Raw genomic sequence first — 25,210 nt, forward strand, 5'->3', positions numbered from 1 at the left:
TCAGTCGCGCAGGATCATCACGTCGCGGCGCATGTCGAAGCCGGACAGCGAGCCGATGAAGTTCATGCCGAGCAGGCTCTGGCCGAGCGCGCCCGGCGCGGCGACGAGCACCGGCAGCCTGCGCCGCACGATCGGGCCGACGCCGATCTCGTCGACGGTGGCGCGCGCCGCCCGCGCCACGCCGTTGGCCGTCGAGATCGGGATGGCGTAGTCGAGGGCCTGCGGATCGATGCCGACGCGCCGCGCATCCTCGGCCGACAGCACGGTCGACGTGGCGCCGGTATCGACGATGAAGTCGACCGGGACGCCGTCGACGACGGCCCTCGCGCCGAAATGGCCGTTGGCGAGCATGTCGAGGCGCACCGCCGCGCCGTCCTCGCCGAAGCTCATCGACAGCGGGCTGCCGGGCACGAGGCCGGCCGTGACGCGGTGCGCGACATCCTGGATCTCGTAGCGGTACTGGTAGCCGCCGACGAGCACGAGCAGCACCGCCAGCCATCCGGCAGCCATCTTCAAGCCGCTGCCCCAGGCGGTCCGCGAATAGACGATGCCCGAGCCGACCAGCAGGGCGATGGCGCCGAGCTGGATCAGCCCGGCGAAGGCGTCGCTGTCCAGCCCCGCCACCGTGCCCGCGTCATGATTGACCACCAGCAGCACCAGCCCGCCGGCGAGGATGATCATGGCGATCCAGAAGAGCTTCACCGGTCAGGCTCCGCCGTTCCGCGTTCCCGCGCCATCCGCGCCCGCCTCGTCTCGCGGCGCGGCCGGCGCTCCACCGTTTCCAGCCGCGCGGGAAGCTCGGCCATCACCGTGCGCCGTTCGGCCGGCGTCATGACGATCCACCGGCCGATCTCCGCCTGCGTGCGGCCGCAGCCGAAGCAGTAGCCGGTGGTCCGGTCGATCGAGCAGACGAGGATGCAGGGAGATTCGATCGCGTTCATGTCGTCCTTCCGGCCACGGCTTCAGATGGTGAAAGCCGGTCTCCCGCGCAAGGGACGGATGCCCGCGGCCTCATGACGAGATCGTAACCGTTGTGGCGGCCGCCGCATCGGTCTATTTCCGCCCACGAATGGCCTGCGCTGCGGGCGAGCTCCTCGAACGGATGATGCGATGACCACCGGACTGCCCTTCGACGACTACCGCGCGCTTCTGGCGCGGCTTCCGGAACCCGACGAGGCCGCCGGCGCGGCCGCGCGCCGGCGTCTTGCGCGCATCGCCCCGGACACCGGGCTCGGCCTGCTGGGCGACCTCGCCGTCTGGCTGGCCGACTGGAGCGGCCGCACCCCGCCGTCGGTCAATCGGCCGCAGCTCGTCGTCTTCGCCGGCAACCATGGCGTGGCGCGGCACGGCGCGACGCTGCGGCCGGCCTCGGCCACCGCGGCGATCGTCGAGCACTGTGCGGCCGGCGGCATGCCGGTGAACCAGATCTGCGTGGCCAACGACGTCGGGCTGAAGGTTTACGACCTCGCCCTCGACATGCCCACGGGCGACATCAGCACCGGGCCGGCGCTGGACGAGCGCGGCTGTGCGGCCACCATGGCCTTCGGCATGGAGGCGACCGCGGGCGGTACCGATCTCCTGTGCATCGGCTCGGTCGGCGTCGGCGGCGAGATCGCGGCAACCGCGGTTCTCGCCGCGACGGCGGGCGGCACGGCCGCCGACTGGACCGCAGGCACGGACGCGCTGGCCGGCGAACGCGCGGCTTTGGCGGCGAGGGCGCTGGCTGCGCATCGCGGCCACCTCGCCGACCCGATGGAGACCCTTCGGCGCCTCGGCGGACGCGAGATCGCGGCCATCGTCGGCGCCATTCTGGCCGCGCGGGTGCAGAAGATTCCCGTCCTTCTCGACGGCGACCAGGCGCTCGCGGCCGCAAGCCTCCTGCATGCGGCCAACCCCGCCGCGCTCGCTCACTGCCGTCTGGCGGCGCGGCCGGCGGATGCGGCCCTCGCCCGGGCGGCCGACAGGCTCGGCCTGCGCACCGTGCTCTCGCTCGACGTCGATCTCGGGGAGGGGGCGGCGGCCGCGCTCGCAGTGGCCACCGTGCGGGCCGCCGCACTGTGCCTCGCCGGAGTCCAGCCGCTGCCGGTCCCGCTTCAGTAGCCGCAGCGGCGCCGGTCCCTCAGCCCGCCGCGGCGAGCTTGACGGGAACCACGGGCGCGCGGGCGGGTTCGAGCACCCTCGAAGCCGGGAAGATCGCGAAGGCTTCCGTGCCCTCGCGCAGCTTGGATCGGAGATCGAACTTCCCGCCATGCAGGTCGATCAGCCCCTGGACGATCGGCAGTCCGAGCCCGGTGCCCTGTTCGGCGCTCTTGATGGCGATCGAACCCTGGCCGAAGGCCGACAGGACGACCGGGATCTCGTCGGCGGGGATGCCCGGCCCGTTGTCCTTGACCGAAACATACTGGCCGCCGCCCGCCGTCCATCCCACGCACACCCGCACGGAGCCTCCCGTGGGCGCGAATTTCAGCGCATTCGACAGGAGATTGAGCGTGATCTGGCGCACCGCGCGCTCGTCGGCCAGCAGCGGCGGCAGGTCGGGCTCGAAATCCTGCGTGACGTGGATGTCCTTGTTGCGGGCGCGCAGCGCCACCAGGTGGCAGCATTCCTCGACCACGTCGGCGAGCAGCATCGGCGCCGCGTTGATCTGGTAGCGCCCGGCCTCGATCCGCGAGATGTCGAGGATCTCGTTGATCAGGTCGAGCAGGTGCTTGCCGGATGCGTGGATGTCGCGCGCATAGTCCTTGTAGGTGGCGTTCTGCATCGGTCCCAGCACCTCGTCCGCCATGACCTCCGAGAAGCCGAGGATGGCGTTGAGCGGCGTCCTGAGCTCGTGGCTCATCGAGGCGAGGAAGCGGGACTTGGCGAGGTTGGCCTCCTCCGCACGGCGGCGGGCTTCGTCGGAAATCGCGTTGGCCGTTTCGAGTTCGGCGATCAGTCCGTCCTTTTCGGTGCGGAAGGACAGCAGCATGATCGTGGAACGGTGCAGGTGGGACGAAACATAGGCGAAGAAGGGCAGCGAGGCGGCGAGCAGGCCGGCCATCACGATCTGGCCCGGTTCGCCCAGCCGCACCGCGAGGAACAGCGACACCATCACGGGCACGGCGAAGGTGGCCAGCAGCGCCCCGCGCAGCGAATAGGCCAGGATCGCGGTCGCGGCGATGGCGAGCAGCAGGATCACCGCCTGGATGATGGGGAACTGATCGATCTGGCAGGTTTCGCAGTCGAGACTGGCGAACCAGGCCCAGCACAGTCCGGTCGCCGCGTGCAGCGCCAGGAAGCGGCGGCGCACGGAGGTCTCGTCCGGTTCGGCCGCTCGGCCCACGTGATGCGCATAGGCGGCCAGCCCCGCGTAGATCAGGGCCGCGGTGGTCGCCCAGACGATGACGGTGACGCCCATTCCCGCGAAGAGCCCGCCGAGCGCGACCGCGACCGTGAACAGCGGCACCACCACGGCGCCGCCCGTCAGCGCTCGGGCGTGCAGCCGCAGCATCTCGCGGTCGAAGACGGGATTGCCGGGCTGCTGTGCCAGCCGGTCGCGCGCTTCGCGCACGGTGCGCGACACGTCCGGATTGCGACGCGTCTTCGTGCGGTCCACGATGTTCTTGTCCGCCGAGGTGGAGCGTCTGGGAGCCATCCGGGCCGGGAGCGCGTTGGAGCAAAAGGTTCGGGTGGAAAATTACTTCCGATTGGTTAAGAGACCCTTCAGGCGACCCCTCGTCGAAGCGCTCGGCGACCGCCTGCCAACCGGGAGGACGATCATGAAGCTGTTCGACGGCGGCAAGGCGCCCAATCCGCGCCGGGTGCGCATCTTCCTGGCGGAGAAGGGCATCGAGGTCCCGCTCGTGCCGGTCGACATGACGGCGCTCGGTCATCGCGATCCCGAGATCACCCGCCGAAATCCGCTGCAGCGGCTGCCGGTTCTCGAGCTCGACGACGGCACGATCCTGACGGAGTCGGTCGCCATCTGCCGCTATTTCGAGGAACTCTATCCGCAGCCGCCGTTGTTCGGCACCGGGGCGCTCGGGCGGGCGCAGGTCGAGATGTGGCAGCGTCGCATGGAGCTGAACTTCCTCGGCACCGTCGGCAACGCCTTCCGCCACATCCATCCGGCGATGAAGGAATGGGAAGTGCCGCAGGTGCCCGAATGGGGAGAGGCCAACAAGCCGCGCGCCGTCGAGTTCCTGCGCATCCTCGACCGCGAACTGGCCGACCGCGAGTTCGTCGCCGGCGACGCGTTCTCCATCGCCGATATCACCGGCATGATCGGCGTCGACTTCATGAAGCCTGCGCGCATCGCCATGCCCGACGACCTCACCCATGTCAGGCGCTGGTACGCTGCCGTCTCGGCGCGGCCGAGCGCCGGCGCCTGACCGGAACATTGAACGCGGGCTTGGACGAACGCGTCGCGGCAATCCGCGCCTGCCGGATCTGCCGCGACGCACCCCTGGCGCAGCCCCTGCCGCACGAGCCGCGCCCGGTCGTGGTGGCGTCGTCCACCGCGCGGGTGCTGATTGCCGGGCAGGCGCCGGGGCTGCGCGTTCACCAGTCCGGCATCCCCTTCGACGATCGGTCCGGCGACCGGCTGCGCGACTGGCTCGGCGTCACGCGCGAGACCTTCTACGACCCCGGCAACTTCGCCATCGTGCCGATGGGCTTCTGCTTCCCGGGATATGACGCGAAGGGATCGGACCTGCCGCCGCGCCGCGAATGCGCGCCGGCCTGGCGCGCGTCGCTCCTGGCGGCGATGACGCAGGTCGAACTCGTGCTGACGATCGGCCAGTATGCGCAGGCTTGGCATCTCGGCGGCGCACGTGCGGCGTCGCTGACGCAGACGGTCGCCGGCTGGCGGACGATCTTCGAGACGCCAGGACAGCCGCGGCAACTGCCCCTGCCGCACCCCTCCTGGCGCAACAGCGGCTGGCTCCGTCGGAATCCCTGGTTCGAGGCAGAACTGCTGCCGGTGCTGCGGCATGAAATCGCCATCCGCATCCGGCCGCAGACTTAGCACGCGTGAAGCCGGCCCAAGCTTTGCGGGAGAAAATGTTTCTTGCAGCCTGCCGGCTTGCCGCTAGATTCCGCAAAACCGTTCCGGAGCCCGCCTGATGGACCGCCTCGACAAGAAGATCCTGCGCCTGCTGCAGGAAGACGCCACGCTCGCCGTCGCCGACGTCGCCAAGAAGGTGGGGCTGTCGACGACGCCGTGCTGGCGGCGCATCCAGAAGCTGGAGGAGGAGGGCGTCATCCAGCGCCGGGTGGCGGTCCTGAATCCCGAGAAGGTCAACACGAGGGTCAACGTCTTCATCTCCATCCGCACCAGTTCCCACAGCCTGGAGTGGCTGAAGCGTTTTTCGGAGGTGGTTCAGGAGTTTCCCGAGGTGGTCGAATTCTACCGCATGAGCGGCGACGTCGACTACCTGATCCGCGTCGTCGTGCCCGACATCGCCGCCTATGATGCCTTCTACAAGAAGCTGATCGCCAGGATCGAGATCCGCGACGTGTCGTCCGCCTTCGCCATGGAGCAGATCAAGTACACCACGCAGCTTCCACTCGACTACATGGTGCTCGACAAGGACGGCAGTGCCGGTGCAGGAAGCTGACCGGACGGTGCACCGGCGGGCCGGAGCGCAACGGACGGAGGGGGAAGAGGTTTGGCCGGACTGGTGTCGCGCAGGCGGATCCGCGGGCTCGCGCATCGGTTGAGCCTGCGGTGGATGAGCCCCGCGGACATCCTCTGGTCCAAGGGAATCGGTGATTTCTGCGACTTCGCCGGAACGCGCGCCTACCGCATCGCCGGGACCGAATCGACGCAGCCGGCCGAATTCTTCGCCCGCACCTATGCCGGGGCGCACGGTCTGGTCTGGGTGAGGCTCGGCACCGTCGCGCGGGAAGGACGTGCCTGCGACCTCGACACATTCGCCGAGACGGTTCTGCCGACCATCGACAGGCCGTTCGTCCTGATCACGACGGACGGCGACCTGTCGGTGCCCTCGCAACTGCGCCCGCAGACCGTCGCCGCTCTGAAGCGGCACCCGATGCTGGCTGCCTGGTACAGCCAGAACGCGGACGGAACGGACCGATCCGTGCTGCCCTTTCCGATCGGCCTCGACCTCCATACGCCTCGATACTGGACCACGGCGGCGCGCCTTCTGGCGACGCTCATGCGGATCGGCCGCGAAGCTCCCCATGCCGCGTCGCGGCCGCTGCGCGTCTTCAGCGACCTCGGTTTCGCCGTCACCGGGTCGCGCCGCGAGGCGCACGCTGCGGTCGAAGGCTGCATGCATGTCGATCTCGCCGCGACGCGGGTCTCGCAGATCGAGATCTGGCGTCGCTACGCCTCCTATCCCTTCGTGATGTCGGCGCATGGCAACGGCCTCGACTGCCACCGGACCTGGGAGGTCCTCTGCGTCGGCGGCATCCCGATCGTGAAGACCTCGTCGCTCGACCCGCTCTATCGCAGGCTGCCGGTGGCCATCGTCCGCGACTGGCGCGAGGTTCGCGATGCCGCGCGCCTGCGGCATTGGCTGGAGACGCTCGGGCCGTTGGCGGACGCGACCGCCGTCCAGGCGAAGCTCGATCCGCGGGTCTGGCTCGATCCTCTGCGCCGGAAGCTCACCGGCTGATCGCCCCGCCCGCCACCCGCCGGGCCGTCCGCTTCTCCATCCGCGCCAGCGTCTTCGGGTCGGACAACTCGCGCATGGCGTCCCGGCCGATCCAGCGTGCGGTGCGGTCATCCCGTTCCGCCAGACGCCCGGCCAGCGAAAGCGACGGTCCGTGCAGGGCGGCGGATCGCTTGCCGATCTGGCGCAGCGCCCAGTTGACGGCCTTGCGCACGAAGTTGCGCGGGTCCGTCGCGTGGCGTTCGATCAGGTCGAGCCAGCAGAGGAAGGTCGCGTCCGGCTCGGACTTCCGATGCACCGCTGCCCAGGCCATCATCGCGAAGGCGGTCCGGCGGACGAACTCCCGCTCGTCTTCGGCGAAGACCGGGATCAGGTCGAGATGGCCCGCCTCGACGAAGAGATCGCAGACGGAATCGACGATCTCCCAGGAATCGAAGTCCTGAGCCCAGCGGCGCGCCTGGTCGCGCGTCACCTGCTTCGGTTCGTCCGTGAAGGCGGCAAGCAGGCGGGCTTCCCGCCAGCCCGTTTCCCACAGCGCCAGCGCCCGTTCGTGATCGCGCTTCAGGCGGCGGGCGAGGGGCCGCAGGAGCGTGTTGCCGACCCCGAAGGCGCGATCCGTCACGATACCGAACCGCGCCATGCCGGCGCGGTTCTCCGCGCTGCCGAGCGAACGCAGATGATCGAGGATGTCCGCGACGCTCCAGCCGGGTGCGGGCGCGGGCAAGGCTGCTGCCCTATTTCTCGAGCCGTGCCAGCAGCGAGGACGTGTCCCAGCGTCGACCGCCCATCGCCTGCACGTCCTTGTAGAACTGGTCGACGAGCGCGGTGACCGGCAGCTTCGCGCCGTTGCGGTCGCCCTCGTCGAGCACGATGCCGAGGTCCTTGCGCATCCAGTCCACGGCAAAGCCGAAATCATAGGTGCCGGCGATCATGGTCTTGTGCCGGTTCTCCATCTGCCAGGATCCGGCGGCACCCTTGGAGATCACCTCGACGACTTTCTCCATGTCGAGTCCGGCCTTCATGCCGAAATGGATGCCCTCGGCCAGTCCCTGGACGAGGCCCGCGATGCAGATCTGGTTGACCATCTTGGTCAGCTGGCCGCTGCCTGCCGGCCCCATCAGCCCGACCATGCGGGCATAGGCCTCGATCACCGGGCGGGCCTTCCCGAACGTCTCGGGCTCGCCGCCGCACATGACGGTGAGCACGCCGTTCTCCGCACCCGCCTGGCCGCCAGACACCGGCGCGTCGATGAAGCCGAAGCCGGCGGCTCGGGCCGCGGCGTCGAGTTCGCGCGCGACCTCGGCCGAGGCGGTCGTGTTGTCGACGAAGACCGCGCCCGCCTTCATCGTCGAGAAGGCGCCGTCCGGTCCGGTGGTGACCGATCTCAGGTCGTCGTCGTTGCCGACGCATGAGAACACGAAATCCTTGCCGCGTGCGGCCTCCGCCGGCGTCGAGGCCATGGCCCCGCCATGCTGTTCCACCCACTTCGCCGCCTTGGCGGCCGTCCGGTTGTAGACGGTGACGGCGTGGCCGCCCTTGTGCTTCAGGTGCGCGGCCATGGGATAGCCCATGACGCCCAGCCCCAGGAATGCGATGTCGGCCATCGGAGAGCCTCCCGTTGATCTGCCTCGTTCGGCGGAGAACGTCTAAGGGAAGGAAGGCGAAGGTCAAGCGGCGTTCGGGAAGGGCTGTCCCGGCAAGGCTCAGCGTACGGATTGTTCGGGGCCGTCCGACGAGCGGGGAGGAATGCTTGCTTGGCATGGCTGAAGGGCAAGACGGGCGCAAATCGCCGAAGCCTGGACCCTGCTTCGTCAGACCTTGTAGGGAATGTGAACTCCCGGCGAGCCTTCAGGAAAATCTTTGGTGTTGCGCGTGACCAGCAGCGCTGAATGCGCGTCTGCGGATGCCCGGATGATCGCGTCGGGCATTTTCAGCCGGTGAAACCGGCGAAGGGCGACCGCGCGTGTCGCGACCACTTCATCGAGCTGTTTGATGAAAAAACTGTCGAGGAACAGGCGGGTCGGCTCGGACGAAGCTGGATCGACGCCCACCAGCACTTCCATCCAGCTCATGACGCTGATCGCCGGCTCACTATGCCGTGCGATTTCGTCCCGCGCCTGCTGAACACCGCCGAGGAAGTCGATGAGAATGTTCGTATCGAGGACGACCTTCACCACTCCTTCCGGATCTCCTCCTGGTACGCGAGGCCGTCGATGTTCCGCTCGCGCCAGAGACCGAATGCGCGGTCGCGATGGCTGGCTTTCCGCCGGTTCAGGTACTCGGCGAGCGCATCCTCGATGAGTGCCGACCGCGTCCGGTCCGTTTCCCGGGCAATGCGGTCGAGTTCCTGCAACTGCTCTTCCTTGATTTCGACGAGCGAGCCCATCCTGACATCCTGCCGATGATCGGACCAGGACTATACCGCTTCGCGGACCGGTGGGAAACTTCCCTCACCGCTTCAGGTGCACCGTGATGCGCCGCTCGATCCAGTCGACGACGTTGCGCAGCAGTTCCACGATCGCGAGGTAGATCACGGCCGCCCAGATATAGGTCTGGAAATCGAAGGTGCGCGAGTAGGCCCGGCGCGTCTCGCCCATCAGGTCGTAGACGGTGATGATGGCCACGATCGCGGAGCCCTTGATCATCAGGATGATTTCGTTGCCGTAGGGCCGCAGCGCCACGACCAGCGCCTGCGGCAGCACGATTGTCCACAGCGTCTGCAGCTTCGACAGGCCGAGCGCGGCGCCCGCCTCCCACTGGCCGCGCGGCACGCTGGCGATGGCGCCGCGCAGGATCTCGGCCTGGTAGGCGGCGGTGTTGAGGGTGAAGGCGAGGATGGCGCAGTACCAGGCCTCGCGGAAGAAGGTCCACAGTCCCAGCGCCTGGAGTTCGGGCCGGAAGGAGCCGAGTCCGTAATAGATGAGGAAGGTCTGCGCCAGCAGGGGGGTGCCGCGGAAGAAGTAGACGTAACCGTAGGCGATGCCCGCCACGATCGGGTTCCGGGACAGCCGCATCCAGGCCACCGGGATCGAGAGCAGCGCGCCGAGCACGATCGAAACCCCGACCAGCGTCAGCGTCACCCCGAGCCCCGACAGGTAGTACGGCAGGTACTTCTGGAACAGCTCCGGGTTCCACGCGGCGGTGAGGTAGACGACGAGCCCGATCCCGCAGAGAATCCAGAACCCGAGCAGGACGGCACCGGCGATGCGTTCGCCTGTCCAGGGCCGCGGCAGCGCCGGCGGTTTCTGCACTGCGGCCGCGTCGATCCCTCCGTTCATCGGGCGGTCTCCCGTCTCCCGACCCGGCGTTCGATCGCGCCGATGCCGAAGGAGGAGATGATCGCCAGCACGAGATAGATCAGGCAGGCGACGGCGAAGAACAGGAATGCCTCCTTGGTCACCCTCGCCGCAATGCCGGCCTGGCGCAGGATGTCCGACAGGCCGATCGCCGACACCAGGGCGGTGTCCTTGAGCAGGATCAGCCAGAGGTTGGACAGGCCGGGCAGGGCGATGCGGATCAGCTGCGGCAGCACCACCAGCCGCATGGTCTGGCCCTTCGACAGGCCGACCGAGTAGCCGCCCTCGTACTGGCCCTGTGGAATGGCCTTGAAGGCCGACAGGAAGACCTCGCTCGCATAGGACGAGAACACCACCCCGAGCGCGATCATGCCGGCCACGAAGCTGTTGATCTCGACAGTGGCATCCGGGCTGAAGAAGCGCACCACCTGCTGCACGCCGATCTGGGCGCCATAGAAGACCACGAACAGGGTCAGGAGTTCGGGCAGGCCGCGGAAGATCGTGGTGTAGATGCTGCCGGCCAGCCGCAGCATCGGCTCCCCCGACCGTTTCGCGACCGCGACGAAGAAGCCGGCGAGGAGCCCCAGCGGCAGCGTTGCGAGTGCGAGCAGGATCGTCACCTGCACGCCGGATGCGATCTCGTCGAGCCAGCCCTCGGGCCCCCAGCTCAGCAGGGTCCACGCGTTCTGCATCGGTCAGGAACCGTCCGCGCCGGGCACGGGCGGCTCGCACCGGCGGCGGTTCGCGCCGCCGGGCGATAGGATGGCCGCAGCGGGTGCGTCAGCCGCCATAGACGTCGAAGTCGAAATACTTCTCGTTGATCGCCTTGTACTTGCCGTTGGCGCGGATGGCGTCGATGGCGGCGTTGAACTTGGCGGCCAGGTCGGACTCGCCCTTGCGCACCGCGATGCCTGCCCCCTTGCCGTGGATCGCTTCCACGGGCGTGATCGTTCCGGCGATCTTGCAGCACTCGCCTTCCGGCGTCGCGAGCCATTCGGAGATGACGACGATGTCGTCGTTGACGGCGTCGAGCCGTCCGTTCGCCAGATCGAGCTGATACTCCTGCGCGGTCGGGTAGGCCCGGATCTCGCTGTCCGTGTAGGTGGCCTCCGAATAGTTGAAATGCGTGGTCGAGCCCTGCACGCCGATGGTCTTGCCGGCGAGGTCGTCCTTCGTCACACCCGCGATCTCGCTGTCCTTCGGCACCGCGATCGCGGGCGGCGTGTTGTAGTACTTGTTTGTGAAGTCGACCTTCTCGGCGCGTTCCGGCGTGATCGACATGGACGCGATGATGGCGTCGAACTTGCCGGCCTGGAGCGCCGGGATGATACCATCCCAGTCCTGCGTGACGAATTCGCAGTCGGCCTGCATTTCCTCGCAGAGCGCACGCGCGATGTCGATGTCGAACCCTTCCAGCTTGCCGTCGGACGTGAGGTTGTTGAAGGGCGGATAGGCGCCCTCCGTGCCGATCTTCAGCTTCATCCTTTCCTGCGCATCGGCGGCGCCGACCGACAGGGCGAGCGCTGCAGCCGACAGGGCGAGCGCCAGACGCTTGTGGATCTTCATGGGTCTCCTCGTATCGTTCTCGTGTTCCAAGGCGATTTCGCCCGTTCCCTCGAGGCCGGCGTTTTCGCTGGCCTTGCAACGATACTCCCACTGTTTCCGCGCGAAACGCAACTGCAAAGCAGTCGTCTGCGGTGCCAATTTTCCGGGCAGCTCAGGCGAGGCCGGCCGTTGCGGCGATGAAGTCCGCGATCGCCCCGGCGTCGTCGAGGCCGAAGGTCGGCAGGGCCTCTCCCGGGAGCGGATGGTCGGCCGCGATCGCGACGACGTTCGGGACGAAGCCCGCGAGCGGCCTCGTCTCGCGGGCGCCGAGCCGCCGCACCTCGATCTTCATGTGGTCGTCCAGCTTGTAGCCCTCGACGAGGACGATGTCGCAGGGGGCGAGCCTGGCGATCACCTCGTCGAGCGTCGGCTCGGCGGCGCCGTCGAGTTCGTGCATCAGCGCCCAGCGCCGGCCCGATACGATCGCCACCTCGCTCGCGCCCGCGGCACGATGCCGGAAGGAGTCCGTCCCGGCGTGATCGATGTCGAAGTCGTGGTGCGCGTGCTTGACGGTGGCGACCCGCTTCCCGCGGCGACGGAATTCGGCGACGAGCCGCTCCGTGAGCGTCGTCTTGCCGGAGTTCTTCCAGCCGGTGATGCCGAAAATGCGCTTCTGCATGGCCACTGCTTTCTTCTGCGCCGGTTGCCGCGTGCCGGGTTCTGCACCGGAACACTGCAGGATGCGCCTATCATCGCGAGGGGCGGCCCGAAAGCCTTTCGGTCCAGCCTTCGCCGCCTCAGGGCGAGGAGCGCCCGCCGGAGCCACCGGACGGACCGGCGATCCGTTCGATGCGCATGCCGTAGAGCGTGGCGCAGATCGCCAGCGACGACGATGCGATCATGACGGCGAAGAGCGGGTAGGGGCCGCTTGTCGGGGAAAGCAGCGCGCCGGCGAGGATCGACAGCAGAGCGCCGCCGCCCATCTGGATGGCGCCGCCGAGCCCCGACGCCGAGCCGGCGAGCTTCGGGCGCACGCTGACGATGCCGGCATAGGCGGTGGGCAGCGACATGCCGTTGCCGATGCCGACCAGTCCCGTCGGCAGGAACAGGCTGACGGGGTGGTCGAAGCCGAGCGCGAAGAGCGCCACCCCGATGAATCCCCCGGCCGTCGCGGCCACGTTGCCGGCGATCATCAGCGTGTTGCGGCCGATGCGCGTCGAGAACCGTGCGGTCATGTAGTTTCCCGCCATGTAGCCGATCGAAACGAGGACGAAATAGAAGCCGTAGGCGGACGGCCCGATGCCGAGCATCGCGCTCGCCACGTAGGGGCCCCCGCCGAGAAAGGCGAAGAAGGCGCCGGCGGTGAAGGCGGCGGTGAGCGTGTAGGACCAGAAGCGGCGCGAGCCGACGAGTTCGGGATAGACCCGGAACTGCGCCCCGATGCTCCGGGTCGGCGACTGGTTGGTCTCGTTGAGATCGAGCCAGACCACGAGGACCGCGACCACGCCGTAGACGAGGGTCAGGATGAAGGTCGCCCGCCAGCCGTAATACTCGTCGAGGACGCCGCCGAAGGCGGGCGCGATCATCGGCACGAGCGCCATGCCCATGGTGATGTAGCCGATGCGGCTCGCCGCCTCGTCGCTGTCGACCGTGTCGCGCACGACCGCCCGCGAGATCACCATGCCGCCGGCCGCGAAGGCCTGGAAGAAGCGCAGCACCAGAAGCGTCTCGATCGTCTGCACGAACACGGCGAGCAGGCTGCTGGCGACGAAGATGGCGAGGCAGGCCAGCAGCACGGGACGGCGCCCCAGCCGATCGGAGGCCGGGCCGATGAAGAGCTGCAGCCCCGCTGTCGCGAACAGGTAGATCGACACCATCAGCTGGACCACTGCATAGTCGGTGTCCAGGTCGCGGGCGATGGACGGCAGCGACGGCAGGAAGACGTTCATGGCGAGCGCGCTCGACGCGGTCGCGATCACCAGCGTCAGGATGTGCGGCGAGCGCGGACGCGCTGGCTTTCCGGCGGCATCTCGGGACGTCGTCATCGTGCCGCTCTCACAATCCGTCCGGCGCCATGCCCGGCGCGGTGCTGCTGGTGACCGGGCGGGTTCGGCCGACGATCTGCTCCCGGTAGAGCGTGTACAGTCCGGACCCGATGACGACGAAGGCCCCGACGGTCATGGCCGTGTCCGGCACGTTGCCGAAGACGAGATAGCCGAGCAGGATCGCCCAAAGAAGCGCCGTGTAGCGGAACGGCGCGATGTAGGAGATGTCGCCGGTCCGCATCGACATGATGATGAACTGGTAGCCGATCACCACGAGCACGGCCGCACCGAGGAGAAGCAGCGCATGGTCTGCGCCCACGGGTTGCCAGCCGCCATAGGGAACGATCAGCGCGCCGCCCACCACCGTCACCGCGCCAGCCGTGACCGTGGTGATGAAGAGCGAAGGAATCTCGGCGCTGACCCGCTTGGTCGCCAGGTCTCGCACCACGCAGAAGAACACGCAGCCGAGCGCGTAGAGCGAATAGGCGTCGAAGCCGTCGAGTCCCGGCCTGACGATGATCATGACCCCGCCGAACCCGGCGGCGATCGCGAGCCAGCGGCGCCAGCCGACGGGTTCGGAGAAGAACAGTGCGGCGCCCATCGTCACGCCGAGCGGCAGCGCCTGCAGGATGGCCGAGACGTTGGCGAGCGGCAGATGTGCGAGCGCCGTCAGGAAGCAGAGCGTCGCCAGCACCTCGCCGCCGACCCGCAGCACGATCATCAGGTCGAGCGCGCCCGCCGGCAGCTTCAGCGCGCCGCGGTGCCACGCGATGGCACCCACCAGAAGCGTGGCGAAGCCGCCGCGGATGAACATGATCTGCGCCATCGTCAGCGCCTCGCCGACGAATTTGGAGATGGCGTCGTTCATGGTGAAGCCGGCCATCGAGACGGCCATGAACAGCGCACCGCGGAGATTGTTGGAAAGGGCCAAGGCGGATCCGGTTGTTTTTCGACCGGATGTAGCACCGAAACCGGCCGAGGCAACGCGAAACCGCTGGGCCAGTTGCGCAGGACGCGGCGCCTGGCGGTCCCGCGGCGCAAGATCAGGACATCGTGCGCCGGCGCCGTCAGCCGCCCGTGACGCTCATGTGGCGCGAGACGGACGGACGGTTGGTGCGCCGGTCGATGACGAAGTCGTGCCCCTTCGGTTTGCGGCCGATCGCTTCGTCTATGGCCTGCGACAAGAGGTCGTTTCCTTCCGAGGCCCGCAGCGGCGCGCGCAGGTCGGCCGCGTCCTCCTGGCCAAGGCACATGTAGAGGGTGCCCGTGCAGGTCAGCCGCACGCGGTTGCAGCTCTCGCAGAAATTATGCGTCATCGGCGTGATGAAGCCGAGCCGTCCGCCGGTCTCGGCCACCTCGACGTAGCGCGCCGGCCCGCCGGTGCGATAGGGGATTTCGGTCAGCGTGAACTGGCGCTCGAGCTGGGACCTGAGCAGTGACAGCGGCATGTACTGGTCGGTCCGGTCGGCATCGATCTCGCCCATCGGCATGGTCTCGATGACGGTCAGATCCATGCCGCGCCCGTTGGCCCAGCGCAGCAGGTCCGGAATCTCCTGGTCGTTGAAGCCCTTCAGCGCCACCGCGTTGATCTTGACGGCAATGCCGGCGGCCTGCGCGGCGTCGAGGCCCGCCATGACCCGCGACAGCTCGCCCCAGCGCGTGATGGTCTTGAACTTGTCCGGATCGAGCGTGTCGAGCGAGACGTTGATCCGCCGCACGCCGCAATCGGCGAGTTCGTCCGCGAAGCGGGCCAGCTGCGAGCCGTTCGTGGTCAGCGTCAGTTCCTTCAGCGCCCCGCTTCTGAGATGGCGCGAAAGCTGGCGCACGAGGTGCATCACGTTCTTGCGCACCAGCGGCTCGCCGCCGGTCAGCCGCAGCTTGCGCACGCCCTTTTCGACGAAGGCGGTGCAGAGCCGGTCCAGTTCCTCCAGCGACAGCAGGTCCTTCTTCGGCAGGAAGGTCATGTCCTCGGCCATGCAGTAGGTGCAGCGGAAGTCGCAGCGGTCGGTGACGGACACGCGCAGATACTCGATCGACCGGCCGAAGGGGTCGATCATCTGCGTCCCGTCCGGCATCTGCTCCGAGAAAGTCATCGCGCTCTTCCTTCTGCGCACCGTCTGGCCGCGGCGCTTGCGGGCCGAATGTCGTGCCCGTGACCGGCATCGTCAAGGCAATGGGGCGAAACTAGCACCGTCGCTATAGTCGCGGCAACATATCGCCGCTAGAATGGACCGCTTCACATCCGACGCAGGACACCTTGCATGACCGCCCCCACCGAACTGCGCGTGTCGAAGGACCGCCGGCTTCTCACCGTCACCTTCGCCGGACGCGATCCGATCGCGCTCGACGCCGAGTATCTGCGGATAACGTCGCCCTCGGCCGAGGTGCAGGGCCATTCGCCCGAGCAGCGCGTGACGGTGCCGGGCAAGCGGAACGTCGCGATCCTCAAGATGGAGCCGGTCGGCAACTACGCGGTGCGGATAACCTTCGACGACCGGCACGACACCGGCATCTTCACCTGGGCCTATCTGTGCCAGCTCGGAGACGAGCGCGAGACGCGCTGGGCAGCCTATCTGGCGGAACTCGACGCCCAGGGGCTGAGCCGGGACCGGTGACGGCGAGGCTCCCGTCCGGTGTCGATCGGGGCTTGATCGCCGCCGGCATTCGCGCTGTCATCTGCCGGACGCACGGCTCCGCCCGGCTGCGCCGACTCAACGTTTCAGCGGAGACCGCGCCATGACCACCCTGACCAGCGTCTCCGAACTCGAGGCGCTGTACGGCCTTCCGGGCGAGACGTCGCTCGTCAAGGAACTCGACCATCTGATACCCGAATACGAGACGCTGATCGCGGCCTCGCCCTTCGTCGCGCTCGCCACTGCAGGCCCCGAAGGGCTCGACTGCTCGCCGCGCGGCGACGTACCGGGCTTCGTGCGGGTGCGCGACGACCGCACGCTGCTGTTGCCGGACCGGCGGGGCAACAACCGCGCCGATTCGCTGAAGAACGTGCTGCGCGATGACCGCGTCGGCCTGCTGTTCCTCATCCCGGGATCCGGGACGACGCTCAGGGTCAACGGCCGCGCCACCATTTCGGTCGAACCGGATCTCTGCGCCTCCTTCGCCATGGAGGGCCGGCCGGCCCGCTCGGTGCTGGTGATCGCGATCGAGGCGGTCTACTTCCAGTGCGCCCGCGCCATCGTCCGCTCCGAACTGTGGAACCCCGACCGGCAGGTCGACCCGAAGAGCCTGCCGACGCCGGGCCGGATCCTCGAGACCACGAGCCGCCGCGGCATCGACGGCGAGGCCTACGACGCCGAGTGGCCGTCGCGGGCGAAGGCGACGATGTGGTGAGGCGGGCGGCGGCCTGCGTCATGGCATGAGGACGATCCTCCTCGACGTGGCTCAACCGAATTGAACTGACAGGGCAGGGAGCCTGACCTATAGACCGGCCTTCCCGAGGAGGTCCGGTTGTCCGTCGCCCCATTCGCCCGCAGGGCTTTCGCATCGCAATTCTGGCGCGGCACGCGTAGGGGCATTCCGGTCATCGTGGCATCCGCGCCCTTCGGCGTGCTGTTCGGCGCGCTGGCGGTGCAGAACGGCTTCACCGTCGGCGAAGCCGTGATGATGAGCGCCACCGTGTTCGCCGGCGCCAGCCAGATGGTCGGCATCGAACTGTTCGGCAAGGCGATCCCCGCCTGGATGATCGTGCTTTCGGTCTTCGCCGTGAACTTCCGCCATGTCCTCTATTCGGCCTCCTTCGGCCGTCGCACCGGCCACTGGTCCGCCTGGCAGCGGGCACTCGGCTTCTTCTTCCTTGCCGATCCGCAATATGCCGAGACCGAGCGCATGGCCGAAGCCGGCGAGACGATCGGCTTTGCCTGGTATCTCGGCATCGGACTGCCGATGTACCTGGTCTGGGTGCTCGACGCCTGGCTCGGCGCGCTGTTCGGGCGGCTGATCCCCGATACCCACGCGCTCGGGCTCGACTTCCTGCTGCCGATCTACTTCGTCGGACTGCTGATGGGCTTCCGCAAGCGGCCGCTCTGGCTGCCTGTGGTCATCGCCAGCGGCGCGGCCGCCATGGTCGCCCACGTCTACGTCGGATCCCCCTGGCACGTCTCGATCGGCGCGCTCGCCGGTGTCCTGCTCGCCGCCGCCATGCCCGTCGGCGAGGAGGCTCGCACCGCCTACGCCGCGGAGCGCGAGGGAACGGGAGGCCGGTCATGAGCGAGATCGGCTGGATCGTGCTTGCCGCCGCCGTGATGACCTACCTCACGCGCGCCGGCGGGCACCTCGTCCTGTCGCGGTTCCGGCGGATCCACCCGCGCGTCGAGGCCGGGCTGAACGCGGTGCCGGCCGCCGTCTTCACCACGCTGGTGGCGCCGGCCGCCATGAACGCCACTCCGGCCGAAGCGCTGGCGCTCGTCGTTGCGGCCCTGCTCGGCCTCCGCGGCGGCATGTTCTCCGTCTTTCTGGGCGGCGGGCTGGTCCTGATCGCCGGCCGCTATCTGCTCGGCTGACGGCCGTCCGTCAGCCGCCGGCCCGCGCGAGCAGCCGTTCCGCGCGCCTGAGATGCGGCCGGTCATACATGCGGCCGTCGATCCCCACCACGCCGACGTCGCCGGCCCCCGCGAAGGCGGCCGCGACCGCACGCGCCTCGGCGATCGCCTCGGGGGAGGGCGTGAAGGCCTCGTTGATCACCGGCACCTGCGCCGGATGGATCGCCATCTTGCCCGTGAACCCATCGCGCTCGGCCTCCAGGCATTCGCGTCGCAGCGCCTCCATGTCGCGGAAGTCGACGAACACCGTGTCGACCGCCGCGGTCTCTGCCTTCGCAGCGGCAAGGACGGTCATGGCGCGGGCGAGGCGGAAGACGTCGGTGTAGCGGCCGGCCGCGTCGCGCGCGGCGCGGGCGCCGATGTCGGCCGACAGGTCTTCGGCGCCCCAGGTGACGCCGGCGAGCCGGGGGAGGGCGGCGGAGTAGCTGCCGGCGGCAAGGAGGCCGGTGGCCGTCTCGGTGATGATCGGCAGGATGCGGATCGCCCCGTCCTCGAGCCCGGCCTCGGCCTCGTTCACCCTGAGCTTCGCCGACAGGCGCTCGACGTCGGCGCCGCCGGACGCCTTGGGCAGCATGATGCCGTGCGGCGCGGCCTTCACGACGGCGGCGAGGTCTTCGTCGGTCAGGCCGGTCGAGAAGTCGTTGACGCGGACGTAGAGCAAGGGACCGGCCTTGCCCCCGCGCGCCGCCAGGAACGCCGCGGCCATCTCCCGCGCCGCCGCCTTGCGTGCCGGCGCCACCGAATCCTCCAGGTCGACGATCAGCACGTCGGCACCCGAGGCCAGGCCCTTGTCCAGCTTGCGCTCCGAGTCGCCCGGCACGAACAGCAGCGAGCGCATCAGGCCGGCCTCTTCAGCATCATCGCCTGGCGCACGCAGCGCGCCACCAGCACCCCGTTCTGGTTGAAGGCGCGGTGCTCGAACTCGACCACGCCGCGGTCGGGCTTCGACTTCGATTCGCGCACCGACTTCACTTCCGTCTCCACCCGCACGGTGTCGCCGTGGAAGAGCGGATGCGGGAAGGTGGTGTCGGTCATGCCGAGATTGCCGATGGTGGTGCCGAGCGTCGTGTCGTGCACCGAGATGCCGATCATCAGCCCCAGCGTGAACAGCGAGTTGACCAGCGGCCTGCCCCACTCGCTCTTCGAGGCGAAGTCGAAATCGATGTGCAGCGGCTGCGGATTGAGCGTCATCACCGAGAACAGCATGTTGTCGCTTTCGGTGACCGTCTTGGTCAGCGCGTGCCGGATCACCATGCCCGGCTGGAATTCCTCGAGATAGAGCCCGGCCAACGCAACCTCCCGCCTGATGGACCGGCCGTTGATAGAAGTCCGGACAGGGCACCGCAAGCGCCCGAATGCGCCAGGCGGCGAGGCGGCATGGTTAGCGGCCGGCTAACGGTCATGGTGAACCGTTCGTAAACCAGTTGCCGCTAGGTTCGGGGCAGTAGAAGCGTGCGGGGCGTCATGATAGTCGAGCATTTCATCCGGTGGGTCGCGACGGCAAAGGTGGCGGAGCGGGCCGCCGCGGCCAATGCCCTGGCCCGCGCCTACATCCTCTCCCCGATGGACTTCGAGGATCGCTGTGCGGCAGAGGCCGCGCTCACCATGCTGCTCGATGATCCTTCGCCCAAGGTCCGGCTGGCGATGGCCGAGCCCTTCTCGCTGTCCGCCCGCGCGCCGCAGCAGATCGTGGCCGCGCTCGCCGCCGACCAGCCCGAAGTCGCCGCGCCCGTGCTGGCACTGTCGCCGCTGCTCACCGATCACGATCTGATCGGGCACATGGCCGCGGGCGAGACGGATGCGCAGGTGCTGATCGCCACCCGCACCACGGTTTCGATGGCGCTGGCGGCCGCCATCGCCGAGGTCGCGTCGCCGGCCGCCTGCGCGGCACTGCTCGGCAATGCGGGCGCCGAGATCGCCTCCATCAGTCTTCGCCGCATGGCAGAGCGGCTGGGCCACGACGCGGACGTGCGCGAGGCGCTGATCGCCGACCGGCGCCTGCCTTGCGACATCCGCCACACGCTGCTCCTCAAGGTCGGGGAGGCGCTGCGCGAATCTCCGCTGGTGCGGGCGCTGATGAGCCGGGCGCGTGCCGACAGGATGTTGCGCGAGGCCTGCCTGAAGGCCTCGCTGACGCTGATCGAACACACCGGTGCCGACGAGCACGCAGCCCTGGTCGAACACCTGCGCCTGCGCGGCGAACTGACGACCGGCTTTCTGGTGCGGGTCGTCGCGCACGGCCGCATCGACTTCTTCGGCGCCGCCCTGGTGGCGTTGTCGGGGCTCGACCGGACCCGGGTGCGTTCGCTGCTGTCGTCCGGCCGCGACGTCGCGCTCGCCGCCCTGTTCCGCCAGGCCGGTCTCCCCCAGGCCGCCGGCCGTGTCATCCTGCGTGCGCTGACCGTATGGCGCGACGTCGCCAACGGCCGCCGCGTCGCCGGCACGCAGGAAGTCTCCTACCTGATGCTGCGCGATCTCGAGGCGGCGGTCCGGGCCGGCGAGGTCGCCGACGAGGAGGGTGCTCTGGCCGCCCTCATCAAGTCGATCCACCTCGAAGCGCTGCGCGAGAACGCGCGCGGTCACGCGCTGGCGATCGCGGCGGCTTAGGCGGCCGGTCGGAACCCTCCTGCCGTCGAGGCCCGGGTCCGCCCTTGCTCGGGACCGGTCATCCGCCGCCAGGCAAGGCGCAGCCCTTCGTCCGGCCCGCCTCTTCGCGGCCGTCGCCGCGCCGGCGGTCAGCGTGTGCCCCGATGGAACGGCGCGGGGGCGAGGGCGTTTGTCCGGCTCGGTGTCACGAGCAGGGACGATCCTATGAGCATGAAGCGCATTCTGGGAATGATGTTGGCGAGCCGCATGGCGGGACGCGGCATGCGCGGCCGCGGCGGTCTTGCAGGCGGCGGCCTCGGCACGCTGGCTGCGGCCGGTCTTCTCGGCGGGCGGCGCGGTGGTCTCGGCCGCAAGGCGGGCCTGGCGGCGCTGGGCTACATGGCCTACCGCGCCTACCAGGACCACCAGTCAAGGACGGCGGCCGGAACGCAGGGCGCGTCGCAGGACCGCGCGCGTGCGGGCGCAGCGGGCGGCAGTGCCTCCGGAAGCGGCGCTGCGGCGGGTGGCCTCGGTGACCTGATCGGCGGCGTGATGAAATCCGTCGGCGACGCTCTCGGCGGCACCGGCACGCGCGACGAGACCCGTGGAGGCGGCGCGTCCCCCTTCGCTGAGCCTCCCGCGGCGCAGGCTTTCACGGCCGAGGACGAACGCGCGGCCGAGGCGCTCGGCGAAGACAAGGCGCTGCTTCTCCTGCGCGCGATGATCACGGCCGCCAATGCCGATGGTCAGATCACGTCCGACGAACGGTCGCGGATCCTGAGCCAGGCGGAGGACGGCGACGACCGCCGGACGCTCGAACGCGAGCTTGCCGCGCCACGGCCGCTCGAAGAACTGCTCGGCCAGGTCCGCGACCGGGAGACGGCGGAGGAATTCTACCTCTCCTCCCGCATGGCCGTCGATGGCGAGACCGGTGCCAACCGCGCCTATCTCGCCAGCCTGCGCGACCGGCTCGGTTTGGCCCAACAGGACGCAGCAGAAATCGACGCGTTGGCGTCAGGACCGGCGTGATCGACCACGCCACCACGGCGAAGCGGTCCCGGCCCGTCCGACCGGCCGCCGCGTCGCCGGGCCACAGGAAGGCGCCATCCTGATGCCGCGCGATCCGACGCGGCAGTCCGCACGGGCATGGTCGCCGACGAGGACGGCGCGCTCGCCGCACTGCTCAAGTCGATCCACCTCGGCGCGCTGCGCGGGAACACGCGCTGGCGATTGCGGCGGCGTAGTGGGGGAGGCGATATGCTCTCGACGGGCGCGGTCCGTCGGGAAGTCAGGACGGGACGCGGCCGTACATATCCTCGACGTCCTGCGCCGACACCGGCTGCAGCCCTGTCCGGACGCCTTCCAGTTCCCACCAGATCCGGTCCTTGGGCATCGTCGCCCTGCGCAGGGGCTCCAGTTCCGTGAAGATGAACCGGCGCCGGAAGGCGCTGGGACTCTCGGCGAGAAGAAATCCCTTCATGCGCTCGGCGCCCATGAACCACGGGCGATCGAGGAAGCGCTCCGGCTGCTCCACCCAGTGCGGAGGGCGCCCCAGGCTCCACCTCTGAGAGAGATGTTCGGCAACCGCACCGATCAGCGCGTCCGTCTTCGCGTCGCCGGCCAGCCCGGGATCGTCTTCGAGCCGCCGCCGGCGTTCCGCGTCGCTGCCGCTGGTGTAGAAAGCGTCGAGAAATCCGACCAGGCAGAGCCTGAACGGCTCTCCGTCACGGACGAGTTGCAGGACCTCTGCCAGCGTTCCAGGCCGGATGATCATCTTTGCTGCTTCCTTCGTAGGCGTCGAGGATCGCGTCGATCTTCGCTGCCATGCGCGGGCTGAGGCCCGGCGTTGCGACGCCGGGAACGTGAGGATAGCACTCTTGCAGAAGTTCGACGATCTGATCGCGCGACACGATGCCGGTCACCTTCATCAGTGCCACCGCGTCCGTCGTATCCGTCTGGATCTTGTCGACGTCTTCGGACCCTCGGTTGGCCAGCAGTTTCATGGCCAGCAGATAGGCCGGCGTCGGCAACAACACCCGCAGCCCCGCGAGGCCCGATGCAGGCAAGGCTTCCCGCGGATAGTGTCCGTGTGGAATGAGGTTCGGCTCTGGGTTGCCGATCGGCGGAGCCAGCCTCTTGACACCCTGGTTCAGCCAGTTGTGCGGAAGCTGCTGCGCGATGGCGACCGCTTCGAGCATCGCGTAGATCTCGGGTTCATGGCCGCGGAAAACCGCGTCGACGTCTCCGGAGGAATTTCGGATGTCGCTCGCCAGGACGAGGCATGAGCCGCCGAAGACGGCGATCTCCACGGACAGCCCCCGATCGAGCGCCAGCTTCCCCAGGAGATCGAAGGCGGCCTCCATGTCGTGCCGGGCGAGTTCGACCTTCATGGATCCCCACCGGTTGCGCAAGCGCCTCAACGCCGACGCGGCCTCCGACCAAAGCGCATACGTCCGTGAAGAACGCCTGGTCCCTCAGATATCCAGCGCCTCTTCCTGCGCGAACTCCGCCCGCTCCTGGATGAACCGGAACCGCGCTTCCGGCTTGGTGCCCATCAGCGCGTCGACCATCGATTTCGTCGCCGCCGCGTCGTCGATCACCTCGACGCGCAGAAGCGTGCGCTTCTTCTTGTCCATGGTGGTCTCCTTGAGCTGGGCGGCCATCATCTCGCCGAGACCCTTGAACCGGCCGATCTCGATCTTGCCCTTGCCGGTGAAGAAGCTGCGCAGCAGTTCGTCCTTGTGCGCGTCGTCGCGTGCATAGGCGACCTTGCCGCCCTGGCTGATGCGGTAGAGCGGCGGCACGGCGAGATAGAGGTGGCCGCCGCGGATCAGATCGGGCATCTCCTGGTAGAAGAAGGTGATCAGCAGCGAGGCGATGTGGGCGCCGTCGACGTCGGCGTCCGTCATGATGATCACGCGGTCGTAGCGCAGGTCGTCGTCGCGGTATTTCGACCGCGTGCCGCAGCCGAGCGCCTGGACGAGGTCTGAGATCTGCTGGTTGGCGGCGAGCTTGTCGGAGCCCGCCGAGGCGACGTTGAGGATCTTGCCGCGCAGCGGCAGCACGGCCTGGCTGGCGCGGTCGCGTGCCTGCTTGGCCGAGCCGCCGGCCGAATCGCCCTCGACGATGAAGATCTCCGCACCGGCGGCCGCGTTCTGCGAGCAGTCGGCGAGCTTGCCCGGCAGGCGCAGCTTGCGCACCGCGCTCTTGCGCGACACCTCCTTCTCCTGGCGCCGGCGCACGCGGTCGTCGGCGCGCGCGATCACCCAGTCGAGCAGCTTGGAGGCTTCCTGCGGATTGGCGGCCAGCCAGTGGTCGAAGGGATCGCGGATGGCGTTCTCGACGATGCGCTGCGCCTCGATCGTCGCCAGCCGGTCCTTGGTCTGGCCGACGAACTCGGGCTCGCGGATGAACACCGACAGCATGCCGGCCGCCGAGATCATCACGTCCTCGGAGGTGATGATGGCGCCGCGCTTGTTGCCCGTCAGCTCGGCATAGGCGCGCAGGCCGCGCGTCAGCACGCCGCGGAAGCCCGCCTCGTGCGTGCCGCCCTCGGGCGTCGGGATGGTGTTGCAGTAGGAACTGACGAAACCGTCGCCGCCGAACCAGGTGACCGCCCATTCGAGCGCGCCGTGGCCGCCGGTCTTCTCCGTCCTGCCGGCGAAGATTTCCCGCGTCACCTGGAACTCGTCGCCGAGCGAGGCCTGCAGGTAGTCCTTGAGGCCGCCCGGGAAATGGAACACCGCCCTGTCGGGCGTCTTGTCCTTCCCGGTGATCAGCTCCGGCGCGCAGGACCAGCGGATCTCGACACCGCCGAACAGATAGGCCTTGGACCGCGCCATGCGGTAGAGACGTTCGGGCTCGAACTTCGCGCCCTCGCCGAAGATCTGGCCGTCGGGGTGGAAGCGCACCCGCGTGCCGCGACGGTTCTGCACGTCGCCCAGCAGTTCCAGCCCGCCCTGCGGAACGCCGCGCGAAAAACGCTGCCGGTAGAGCTTTCTCCCGCGCGCCACCTCCACCTCGAGGTCGTCGGACAGCGCGTTCACCACCGAGACGCCGACGCCGTGCAGGCCACCGGAGGTCTCGTAGACCTTCGAATCGAACTTGCCGCCCGCATGCAGCGTGGTCATAATGACCTCGAGAGCCGACTTGTCCCTGAATTTCGGGTGCGGGTCGACCGGGATGCCGCGGCCGTTGTCCGTGACGGTGAGATAGCCGTCGGCGGACAGTTCGACGTCGATGAAGGTGGCGTGGCCGGCGACCGCCTCGTCCATGGAATTGTCGATCACCTCGGCGAAGAGGTGGTGCATGGCCTTGTCGTCGGTGCCGCCGATATACATGCCCGGGCGCCGCCGGACCGGCTCCAGCCCCTCCAGCACCTCGATGTCGGCGGCGCTGTAGCTTTCGCTCGCATCCTTCGGCGCCACCGTCTGCTGGCGGGTGGCGGCGGGCCGCGGCGCGGCAGGCCGGCGTTCGACGGCCGCCTTGTCCTGAGGCTGCGCCCGTTCGAGCGCGGCGAAGAGGTCTGTGCTGTCGTTCATGCTGTGCAGATATCCGGTCAGCGA

General features: G+C 68.7%; 30 protein-coding genes. 11 read left to right on the plus strand and 19 right to left on the minus strand.

Annotation, left to right across the window (positions count from 1 at the left end; translation table 11 throughout):
* Together IAI54_RS05790 and IAI54_RS05795 are read right to left on the minus strand one after the other, a co-directional pair.
* Complete coding sequence (locus IAI54_RS05790) at positions 1–681, minus strand: TIGR02281 family clan AA aspartic protease (protein ID WP_187973038.1); 681 nt, start codon at positions 679–681, stop codon at positions 1–3.
* A gap of 17 nt (positions 682–698) precedes the next feature.
* A complete protein-coding gene (locus IAI54_RS05795) occupies positions 699–941 on the minus strand; it encodes a DUF1289 domain-containing protein (RefSeq protein WP_187971447.1) in 243 nt (80 codons plus the stop codon).
* A 169-nt stretch (positions 942–1,110) separates the two neighbouring features.
* On the opposite strand from IAI54_RS05795, the gene IAI54_RS05800 reads away from it, so the two are divergent.
* Positions 1,111–2,100, plus strand: coding sequence for a nicotinate-nucleotide--dimethylbenzimidazole phosphoribosyltransferase (locus IAI54_RS05800; protein ID WP_187971448.1), 990 nt, complete (start codon positions 1,111–1,113; stop codon positions 2,098–2,100).
* 19 nt (positions 2,101–2,119) lie between these two features.
* Here the strand turns inward: IAI54_RS05800 and IAI54_RS05805 are convergent, their stop codons facing one another.
* Positions 2,120–3,634, minus strand: coding sequence for a sensor histidine kinase (locus IAI54_RS05805; protein WP_187971449.1), 1,515 nt, complete (start codon positions 3,632–3,634; stop codon positions 2,120–2,122).
* A 124-nt stretch (positions 3,635–3,758) separates the two neighbouring features.
* Here IAI54_RS05805 and IAI54_RS05810 point away from each other — a divergent pair, with 124 nt between their 5' ends.
* The 4 genes from IAI54_RS05810 to IAI54_RS05825 all read left to right on the plus strand — a co-directional run bounded on the left by IAI54_RS05810 (position 3,759) and on the right by IAI54_RS05825 (position 6,620).
* A complete protein-coding gene (locus IAI54_RS05810) occupies positions 3,759–4,370 on the plus strand; it encodes a glutathione S-transferase (protein ID WP_187971450.1) in 612 nt (203 codons plus the stop codon).
* A gap of 20 nt (positions 4,371–4,390) precedes the next feature.
* Positions 4,391–5,005 (plus strand): uracil-DNA glycosylase family protein, encoded by a 615-nt coding sequence (locus IAI54_RS05815; RefSeq protein WP_338021490.1) that lies wholly within the window; start codon positions 4,391–4,393, stop codon positions 5,003–5,005.
* A gap of 97 nt (positions 5,006–5,102) precedes the next feature.
* On the plus strand, positions 5,103–5,597 hold the full coding sequence (locus IAI54_RS05820) for an Lrp/AsnC family transcriptional regulator (protein WP_187971452.1): 495 nt from the start codon (positions 5,103–5,105) through the stop codon (positions 5,595–5,597).
* A gap of 114 nt (positions 5,598–5,711) precedes the next feature.
* On the plus strand, positions 5,712–6,620 hold the full coding sequence (locus IAI54_RS05825; RefSeq protein ID WP_235679268.1) for a hypothetical protein: 909 nt from the start codon (positions 5,712–5,714) through the stop codon (positions 6,618–6,620).
* Here IAI54_RS05825 and IAI54_RS05830 read toward each other — a convergent pair.
* From IAI54_RS05830 to moaA, 11 genes are all read right to left on the minus strand, one after another.
* Positions 6,610–7,341 carry a DNA alkylation repair protein gene (locus tag IAI54_RS05830; RefSeq protein WP_187971454.1) on the minus strand — a complete coding sequence of 244 codons (732 nt, stop codon included), beginning with the start codon at positions 7,339–7,341 and terminating at the stop codon, positions 6,610–6,612. The genes IAI54_RS05825 and IAI54_RS05830 overlap by 11 nt on opposite strands.
* A 10-nt stretch (positions 7,342–7,351) precedes the next feature.
* Positions 7,352–8,221 carry an NAD(P)-dependent oxidoreductase gene (locus IAI54_RS05835; protein WP_187971455.1) on the minus strand — a complete coding sequence of 290 codons (870 nt, stop codon included), beginning with the start codon at positions 8,219–8,221 and terminating at the stop codon, positions 7,352–7,354.
* A 207-nt stretch (positions 8,222–8,428) separates the two neighbouring features.
* Positions 8,429–8,791 carry a type II toxin-antitoxin system VapC family toxin gene (locus IAI54_RS05840; protein WP_235679269.1) on the minus strand — a complete coding sequence of 121 codons (363 nt, stop codon included), beginning with the start codon at positions 8,789–8,791 and terminating at the stop codon, positions 8,429–8,431.
* Entirely contained in the window at positions 8,788–9,003 is a 216-nt protein-coding gene (locus IAI54_RS05845; protein WP_187971457.1) for a ribbon-helix-helix protein, CopG family, read from the minus strand. Before IAI54_RS05845 ends, IAI54_RS05840 begins: the two co-directional genes overlap by 4 nt.
* A 64-nt stretch (positions 9,004–9,067) precedes the next feature.
* Entirely contained in the window at positions 9,068–9,895 is an 828-nt protein-coding gene (locus IAI54_RS05850) for an ABC transporter permease (protein ID WP_187971458.1), read from the minus strand.
* Entirely contained in the window at positions 9,892–10,605 is a 714-nt protein-coding gene (locus IAI54_RS05855; protein WP_187971459.1) for an ABC transporter permease, read from the minus strand. Before IAI54_RS05855 ends, IAI54_RS05850 begins: the two co-directional genes overlap by 4 nt.
* An 88-nt stretch (positions 10,606–10,693) precedes the next feature.
* Positions 10,694–11,479, minus strand: a complete 786-nt coding sequence (locus IAI54_RS05860) for an ABC transporter substrate-binding protein (protein WP_187971460.1) — start codon at positions 11,477–11,479, stop codon at positions 10,694–10,696.
* A gap of 151 nt (positions 11,480–11,630) precedes the next feature.
* Positions 11,631–12,137 (minus strand): molybdopterin-guanine dinucleotide biosynthesis protein B, encoded by a 507-nt coding sequence (mobB, locus tag IAI54_RS05865; protein ID WP_187971461.1) that lies wholly within the window; start codon positions 12,135–12,137, stop codon positions 11,631–11,633.
* Between the two features lie 118 nt (positions 12,138–12,255).
* Positions 12,256–13,503 (minus strand): multidrug effflux MFS transporter, encoded by a 1,248-nt coding sequence (locus tag IAI54_RS05870; RefSeq protein WP_187971462.1) that lies wholly within the window; start codon positions 13,501–13,503, stop codon positions 12,256–12,258.
* Between the two features lie 10 nt (positions 13,504–13,513).
* The gene (locus IAI54_RS05875; protein ID WP_187971463.1) at positions 13,514–14,434 is read right to left on the minus strand and encodes a DMT family transporter; all 921 of its coding nucleotides are present in this window, start codon (positions 14,432–14,434) and stop codon (positions 13,514–13,516) included.
* A gap of 136 nt (positions 14,435–14,570) precedes the next feature.
* Entirely contained in the window at positions 14,571–15,596 is a 1,026-nt protein-coding gene (gene moaA / locus IAI54_RS05880) for a GTP 3',8-cyclase MoaA (protein WP_235679270.1), read from the minus strand.
* A gap of 168 nt (positions 15,597–15,764) precedes the next feature.
* On the opposite strand from moaA, the gene IAI54_RS05885 reads away from it, so the two are divergent.
* From IAI54_RS05885 to IAI54_RS05900, 4 genes are all read left to right on the plus strand, one after another.
* Positions 15,765–16,118, plus strand: a complete 354-nt coding sequence (locus tag IAI54_RS05885; protein ID WP_187971464.1) for a gamma-butyrobetaine hydroxylase family protein — start codon at positions 15,765–15,767, stop codon at positions 16,116–16,118.
* A gap of 121 nt (positions 16,119–16,239) precedes the next feature.
* Entirely contained in the window at positions 16,240–16,851 is a 612-nt protein-coding gene (locus IAI54_RS05890; RefSeq protein ID WP_187971465.1) for a pyridoxamine 5'-phosphate oxidase family protein, read from the plus strand.
* A 117-nt stretch (positions 16,852–16,968) separates the two neighbouring features.
* The gene (locus IAI54_RS05895) at positions 16,969–17,727 is read left to right on the plus strand and encodes an AzlC family ABC transporter permease (protein WP_187971466.1); all 759 of its coding nucleotides are present in this window, start codon (positions 16,969–16,971) and stop codon (positions 17,725–17,727) included.
* The gene (locus IAI54_RS05900; RefSeq protein ID WP_187971467.1) at positions 17,724–18,020 is read left to right on the plus strand and encodes an AzlD family protein; all 297 of its coding nucleotides are present in this window, start codon (positions 17,724–17,726) and stop codon (positions 18,018–18,020) included. Before IAI54_RS05895 ends, IAI54_RS05900 begins: the two co-directional genes overlap by 4 nt.
* 10 nt (positions 18,021–18,030) lie before the next feature.
* Here IAI54_RS05900 and IAI54_RS05905 read toward each other — a convergent pair whose 3' ends face one another.
* Positions 18,031–18,897, minus strand: coding sequence for an HpcH/HpaI aldolase/citrate lyase family protein (locus tag IAI54_RS05905; RefSeq protein WP_187971468.1), 867 nt, complete (start codon positions 18,895–18,897; stop codon positions 18,031–18,033).
* Complete coding sequence (locus IAI54_RS05910) at positions 18,897–19,349, minus strand: MaoC family dehydratase (RefSeq protein ID WP_187971469.1); 453 nt, start codon at positions 19,347–19,349, stop codon at positions 18,897–18,899. Before IAI54_RS05910 ends, IAI54_RS05905 begins: the two co-directional genes overlap by 1 nt.
* A gap of 174 nt (positions 19,350–19,523) precedes the next feature.
* On the opposite strand from IAI54_RS05910, the gene IAI54_RS05915 reads away from it, so the two are divergent.
* Positions 19,524–20,666, plus strand: coding sequence for a DUF2336 domain-containing protein (locus IAI54_RS05915; RefSeq protein WP_187971470.1), 1,143 nt, complete (start codon positions 19,524–19,526; stop codon positions 20,664–20,666).
* A gap of 210 nt (positions 20,667–20,876) precedes the next feature.
* The gene (locus IAI54_RS05920) at positions 20,877–21,674 is read left to right on the plus strand and encodes a DUF533 domain-containing protein (protein ID WP_210321214.1); all 798 of its coding nucleotides are present in this window, start codon (positions 20,877–20,879) and stop codon (positions 21,672–21,674) included.
* Between the two features lie 259 nt (positions 21,675–21,933).
* Here the strand turns inward: IAI54_RS05920 and IAI54_RS05925 are convergent, their stop codons facing one another.
* From IAI54_RS05925 to parE, 3 genes are all read right to left on the minus strand, one after another.
* The gene (locus IAI54_RS05925; protein ID WP_187971472.1) at positions 21,934–22,419 is read right to left on the minus strand and encodes a hypothetical protein; all 486 of its coding nucleotides are present in this window, start codon (positions 22,417–22,419) and stop codon (positions 21,934–21,936) included.
* Positions 22,370–23,035 (minus strand): hypothetical protein, encoded by a 666-nt coding sequence (locus IAI54_RS05930; RefSeq protein ID WP_187971473.1) that lies wholly within the window; start codon positions 23,033–23,035, stop codon positions 22,370–22,372. Before IAI54_RS05930 ends, IAI54_RS05925 begins: the two co-directional genes overlap by 50 nt.
* A gap of 84 nt (positions 23,036–23,119) precedes the next feature.
* The gene (parE, locus tag IAI54_RS05935; RefSeq protein ID WP_187971474.1) at positions 23,120–25,186 is read right to left on the minus strand and encodes a DNA topoisomerase IV subunit B; all 2,067 of its coding nucleotides are present in this window, start codon (positions 25,184–25,186) and stop codon (positions 23,120–23,122) included.
* Positions 25,187–25,210 lie beyond the last annotated feature (24 nt).

This window comes from Aquibium microcysteis (assembly GCF_014495845.1).
GTDB lineage: Bacteria > Pseudomonadota > Alphaproteobacteria > Rhizobiales > Rhizobiaceae > Aquibium > Aquibium microcysteis.